The organism is Chitinophagaceae bacterium (assembly GCA_030053935.1).
Classification (GTDB): domain Bacteria; phylum Bacteroidota; class Bacteroidia; order Cytophagales; family JASGCU01; genus JASGCU01.
Window position 1 is genome coordinate 5626 of the sequence record JASGCU010000073.1, and the last position, 6799, is coordinate 12424.

Annotated in this window: 3 protein-coding genes; 2 read left to right on the forward strand and 1 reads right to left on the reverse strand. The window is 35.0% G+C overall.

All coding sequences use genetic code 11. From position 1 onward, the window contains the following. Positions 1–399: 399 nt before the first annotated feature. The gene (locus tag QM536_07630; GenBank protein ID MDI9356873.1) at positions 400–2826 is read right to left on the reverse strand and encodes a thiamine pyrophosphate-dependent enzyme; all 2427 of its coding nucleotides are present in this window, start codon (positions 2824–2826) and stop codon (positions 400–402) included. Between the two features lie 257 nt (positions 2827–3083). Here QM536_07630 and QM536_07635 point away from each other — a divergent pair, with 257 nt between their 5' ends. Together QM536_07635 and QM536_07640 are read left to right on the forward strand one after the other, a co-directional pair. Next, on the forward strand, positions 3084–5618 hold the full coding sequence (locus QM536_07635) for a DUF5686 and carboxypeptidase regulatory-like domain-containing protein (protein ID MDI9356874.1): 2535 nt from the start codon (positions 3084–3086) through the stop codon (positions 5616–5618). 68 nt (positions 5619–5686) lie between these two features. Then, complete coding sequence (locus QM536_07640; GenBank protein ID MDI9356875.1) at positions 5687–6499, forward strand: glycoside hydrolase family 16 protein; 813 nt, start codon at positions 5687–5689, stop codon at positions 6497–6499. Positions 6500–6799: the final 300 nt, after the last annotated feature.

A 6799-nucleotide genomic window follows, 5' to 3' on the forward strand; every position in this document is an offset into this window, starting at 1 on the left:
AGCTTCTTCGTTTTTTCTATGAGCTTCTTCGTTTCTTCTATGAGCTTCTTCGTTTCTTCTATGAGCTTCTTCGTTTTCTTTTTTAAGAGTAGCGGTTTGTTCTTCTAATAATTTAATACTTTGTTCTATTTCTTCAATGGTTCTTTTATCTTTCATCATTATTTTTTAATACATAAGGTTTTCTTGTATTTCTTTTTTGTGATGTATTGTTTGTTTTTTTGATTCTTTTTCACAATGATAACACAAAGAAAGATATTTTTCTCAATTGTTGCATTCCAATAGTATTTTTTGCATTCTATTCTTCTATGAAAAGAATAAATTCTGCTTCATCTTTGCAAAACTATTGCTTGCTTGTTGTGTTTTTTACTTCATTGTTCATAACTATTAACAGAGAGGAGTTCAAAAAATCGGTGGGTACTTTATAGGATTTGTCTCACTCATAATGGAGTATACTTTTTCAAAGATCATTTCGGCATTGGGTTTAGAGAAATAATCTCCATCAGAGGCATAAGCTGGTCTATGTTCTTTGGCAGTTATGGTAGCTGGTGGGGCATCTAAAAATTGGTATCCTCCTTGTACTTCTAGTACTTGTTGCATCATAAAAGCAGAAGTTCCGCCAGGGACATCTTCGTCTGCAAAGATAATTTTATTTGTTTTTTGAAGGGATTGGACGATTCTGTGTTGTATATCAAAGGGCAGAAGGGTTTGTATATCGATTATTTCGGCAGAGATATTGTGTTTTTGCAGGAGAGCATCTGCTTCTTCTACTATTTTACACATAGCCCCGTATGTAACTATGGTTATATCGTTTCCTTCTTTTATTATATCGGGGATGCCGAGTGGGAGTGTTATGTTTTCTAAGTTGGTGGGGAGTTTTTCTTTTAATCTGTATCCGTTGAGGCATTCTACCACAATGGCGGGGTCTTCTGATTGGATAAGGGTGTTATAGAATCCGACTGCTCTTGTCATATTTCGGGGGACTATGAGATATATTCCTCGTAGGCTATTCATAATAACGGACATTGGGGATCCGGAATGCCATACTCCTTCTAATCTATGCCCTCGTGAGCGTATGATAAGAGGTGCTTTTTGTCCGCCTCTGGTTCTGTAATGGAGGCAAGCAAGGTCATCGGATAGGGTTTGAATAGCAAACATTATATAGTCTAAATATTGGATTTCGGTAATGGGTTTGAGCCCTCTTATAGCGGCGCCTATTCCTTGTCCGATGATAGTGGTTTCTCTGATGCCCGTATCTGTCACTCTGATTTCTCCGTATTTCTTTTGTAGCCCTGCTAATCCTTGGTTCACATCTCCTAACATTCCTACATCTTCTCCTATTATAAAGAGTCGTGGCTCCCTTTCCAGTGCTTTATCAAAGTTTTTTTGTAAAATAGTTCTTCCATCTACCATCTCACTATCGGGGGAATATTCTGGTGGAACTTCTTTGACAGAAGTAGCAGAAGTTTTTGAGTTACTATAGAGATGGCTGCTGTATTGTTCATTATATTTTTGAAGGAGTTGTTCTTGGTATTTTTTGAGGGTTGTTTTCTCTTCCATAGCTTCGTGTGAGGTGATATAGAATATGCTCTTTAAGGTTCTTATGATGTCTTTTTTTTCAAGAGAAGAAGAGTTTTGCAATGCTTCTAAGAGTGTGAGTATTTGTTCTTTGTGTGAGCTTTGGTTTGCAATAGTATGAATCAGAGGAATGAGGTCTGTGGTATCTTTTTTTATATCGTTTAGGTAGTTATTCCATGCTTTATTTTTACTTTCATAGACGCTTTCCTTTGCTTTTTTTTCTATTGCTAAGAGTTGTTGTTCGGATGCTATTTTGTGTTCTAAAATCCATTCTTTGAATTTTTTATTGCAGTCGTATTCTTTTTCCCATTGTAATCTTTGTGCGTCTTTGTATCTTTCGTGAGCCCCCGATGTAGAATGTCCTTGTGGTTGTGTGAGTTCGCTCACGTGGATAATAGAAGGGATATGTTGCTTTCTTGCAAAATCTTCTGCTTTTTTATATACCTGTATCAGATTTTCATAATCCCAGCCTTTTACCTGAAAGAGTTGGAATCCTTTTTCTGTATCATTTGCTTGAAAACCCATTAAAACTTTGTAAATATCGGACTTAGTGGTATGGTATTTATTAGGAACGGAGATGCCATATTCATCGTCCCATATAGAAATAACGACGGGTAATTGAAGCACTCCCACTGCATTGATGGTTTCCCAAAAATGCCCTTCCGATGTAGAGGCATTTCCTATTGTTCCCCAAACAACTTCGTTTCCGTTATTTGAGAACTTGTGAGTATTGGGAAGTTCTTGGAGTTTTTTATTATTTCTGTAAAGATAGGACGCATATCCTAATCCCGCTATTCTCGGCATTTGTCCCGCAGTGCAAGAAATATCACATACAGAGTTTCTTCTTTCCATTTGAGACATCCATTCTCCGTTCTCGTCCAAAAGTCGAGTAGAAAAATGATTATTCATAAGTCGTCCCGCTGATGCAGGTTCTTTTTCTACGTCTGTATGGGCGTATATTTGGGCAAAAAACTCCTCTTCTGTCAATCCCCCTACGGCGAGTACTAAGGTTTGGTCTCTATAGTATCCCGATCTAAAGTCCCCGTTTTTGAATACTTTTGCCATTGCCACCTGAGTAACCTCTTTGCCATCGCCAAATATTCCAAATTTTGCTCTCCCTGAAAAAACTTCTTTTCTTCCTTGCAAACTCAGCTCTCTACTTTGGCAGACCAAAGCATAATCTCGCAAAACCTCTTCGGTAGAAACCATATTTTTTCCCTCTATTACATTGTTAACTATAACTTTTGACATTGTTTATATTATGGATATACTATAAATGATGTATAACATTATCCATAATCGTTAATTTTTTGTAATTATTGAGTATAATAGAAAAAATTATTACAAATTCCATACAATATAACATATATAATTGCAAATGGCTTTTATATATTTGATTATAAAAGAAAAAATCCCAAAAGGATGAAAATCATTAATATAACTCCGATTACCTTTTCCAAAGTTTGAATCTATGAAACAAGAAATATAATAATAAACTAAACAAACAAATGCTACAAAAAATAATAATCATGTGGGTTCTTATCACTGTTATAGAATATAATGCAGTAGGGCAAATGCTCAGAGGCAAAATTTTTGATGAACAAAAACAGGAGCTTCCTTTTGTAAATGTCTATATGAATCAAAGTACCATTGGGGCTACTTCTAACCAAGAAGGAAACTATGCTTTAGACCTTCCCATAGGAACGCATAAAATAGTGTTTCAATATCTTGGTTATAAAAAAAAACTTATAGAAGTAAATATCATACAAGGTGAGACGGTCTTAGATGTCGCCTTAGAACCCGAGACATATCAGCTCAAAGAGGTTGTGGTAGATGCCCGAGATAAAAATCCTGCCTATAGAATTATTCGGCAGGCAATACAAAAAAAGACATATTACCAAAGAGAAATACTCAATTACACCTGTCAAACCTATATTAAGGGGGTTCAGGGACTTGATAAAACTCCTAAACGTATATTTGGAATAAAAGTACCAATAGATACGGGAATTGCCTACCTGTCTGAGTCGGTATCCGAGCTTTCTTTTACCGCTCCAAATACATACAAAGAAAAAATGCTCTCCAGTAAGGTAAGTGGTTCTGAAAAACGCTTCAGCTGGAATATGGCTCGAGAAATGATGGTAGATTTTTATGAGAATTTTATAGTAGTAGAGCAATTGAATGAGAGAGGATTTATATCTCCGCTTTCTACCAATGCCTTTTTTTATTACGACTATCAGCATATGGGCAGTTTTACTGAAGGGGAGTATCGCATACATAAAATAAAGGTTATTCCCAAGCGAAAAAACGACCCTGCTTTTTCGGGTCATATCTATATTGTGGATGGGGAATGGAGAATTCATAGCGTGGACTTATTGCTTACCAAAGCCAACCAAATAGAATACATAGATAGTATCCGCATAAAACAAACCTTTACATCGGTTCCCGAAGGAGTGTGGGTGCTGTTATCACAAAGGTTTGATTATAGATTAAATATAATGGGCATAGAAGGGAATGGGTATTTTATAGGGGTTTATTCTCATTATAAAATAACTCCCAAATATGCTCCCGTAGCCGCTGTCAATACAAACAAAGTGGTAGATATATCTGCTTCTGCTCCCACGCAATCCAATGCATCTGCACAGAAACAAAAAAAACAGAAAAAAAAAACAAATCCCAAAGAAGTCATGGTATACGAAAAAGATGCCAACAAGCGGGATACAAATTATTGGGCTACTATCCGCCCCATCCCTCTTACCAAAGCAGAAGCCAAAGATTATACCCTCAAAGACAGTATCCGCATTGTAAAAGATTCTAAACCTTATAAAGATTCTATTGATAGAATAAACAATAGGCTCAGTATATCAAAGATATTTTTATTAGGGTATAGATTGAGCAATTCTTATAACAGAAATTACCTCTCCTTTGAGCCAATATTCAATATATTTCAATACAATACTGTGGAAGGGTTTGTAGCAAATATGGATGTTTCTTATACAAAATATTATGAGGACAGAAAGTGGTTTCGTATAGAACCAACAGTGCGTTATGGGTTTTCTTCTCGTAATGTGTATGCAAAAATATCGGGGAGATATGTCTTTAATAGGTTTAATTTTTCCTCTGCAAGAGCATCAGGAGGGTATTTTGTCCAACAATTCAATTCCAATGAACCCATTACTTCCGCAATAAATACGTTTGAATCTCTTCTCGCAAAGAATAATTTTATGAAACTCTATGAAAAGAAATTTGTCCATTTAGAATACGAAAGAGAAATTGCAAACGGTCTCAAACTCAATATAAAAACTGATTGGGAACAAAGGAAATCATTGGAAAACACCTCAAATATCTCTCTTATCAACGATGATAAAAAAACATACACATCTAATATTCCATTCCACGTAGACAGTACACTTGCCCAAGCTATCCCTCAGCATAATGCTCTCTTTTCCTCTCTCCAATTGTCTTACCAACCAGGAGCAACCTATATAATGCGTCCCGATATGAAATTGTATCTAGATAATAAATACCCATCTTTTATCCTTACTTATAAAAAAGGACTAAAAAACATCTTACATTCTACTATTGACTATGATTTTCTCTCCTTTTCTGTCACCCAAAGTATCAACTATAAAATTGTAGGGAAGGGGTATTTGTTTGTAGAATACGGAAGTTTTTTACGAAATAATGCTGTTTTTTTCTCTGATTTTGCGCATTTTAATGGAAATCAATCTATAGCTGCTATTTTTGAAAATGAAAACTATCAACTTTTGGATTATTATAGATATAGTACGAATAAAGAGTATTTACAAATACACTATTCTCACCATTTTAATGGATTTATTACCAATGCTATACCACTGATAAAGAAAACGAAAGTGCAACTCACAGGGACCTTTGCTTATCTCTACACACCATATATCCATGATTATGTAGAAATGGGACTGGGTTTAGAGCATATTTTCAAATTCCTTCGTGTAGATTATTTTTTCAATTATTATGAGGGTACATTACAACAACATGGAGTGAGAATCGGTTTTGGATTTTGAATTTGTTTTCTTTGCGATATATTTTTTTATTTTTATTTTCAAACAAATTTTAACATAACAAAAATACTATGAATACAAGGTTTTTTACGGGATTATTTTTCATTTTTACCTTTTTATCAGAAGGAGTAGCACAAAAATATACATTAGTGTGGGCAGATAATTTTAATTATACGGGTGTTCCCGATTCTACCAAATGGTCTTACGACATAGGAGGGCATGGATGGGGCAATAACGAATTACAATATTACACGAAGAGCATAAAAAATGCTTCTGTTCAAAAAGGAAAGCTGGTTATTGAAGCGATACAGGAGCATTGGGACGATAATAATTACACCTCTGCGAGGTTAGTCTCAAAAAATAAAGGTGATTGGAAATATGGAATTATAGAAGTGAGAGCAAAACTACCCGATGCAGTAGGAACCTGGCCTGCAATATGGATGCTCCCCACCATAAACGACAGAAAAATGCAATGGCCCGATGACGGCGAAATAGATATAATGGAACACGTAGGGCATGATAAAAATATCATACACGGAAGCGTGCATAGCAAAAGCTTTAATCACATTATAGGTACTCAAAGGACGGGAAGGATAAACATTAAGAATGTTACTAAATTTCATACGTATTCTATTAAATGGACACCTACTCAAATAGAATGGTTTGTAGATAATGTACCCTATTATAAAGCAGTAGATGATGGAGAAGGAAAAGCGGGCTGGCCTTTTTTTGAACCATTTCATATGATACTCAACGTTGCGGTAGGAGGAAATTGGGGAGGAGCAAAAGGAGTAGATGCTCATAGATTCCCCCAAAGAATGGAAATTGACTTTGTGAAAGTATATCAAATAAAAACTAACACCGATACCACAGAAATAGAATAAATAAAGGAAATGTCTGCACCAGAATTTTCGCAAGATACTCAAAATTAAAATCCTGATAATCTAAAAAATCTTAATAAAATCAGGGTGCAGACAAGAACGGTGCAGATAAAAAACCTTAATTATTTTAATTTTTTTTCTTTTTTAGAAGTATTTTTTAATAATATAATGAGGATTCTAAAAATTCAAATCCTAAAAACTGTATCCCTTAAAAACCAATAGTTACCAACATTTTTTTTGAATAAATCAATTTTTAGAACCCACCTAATGCCTTAGTCATTGTAATGCCTTGTTAGTGTTATA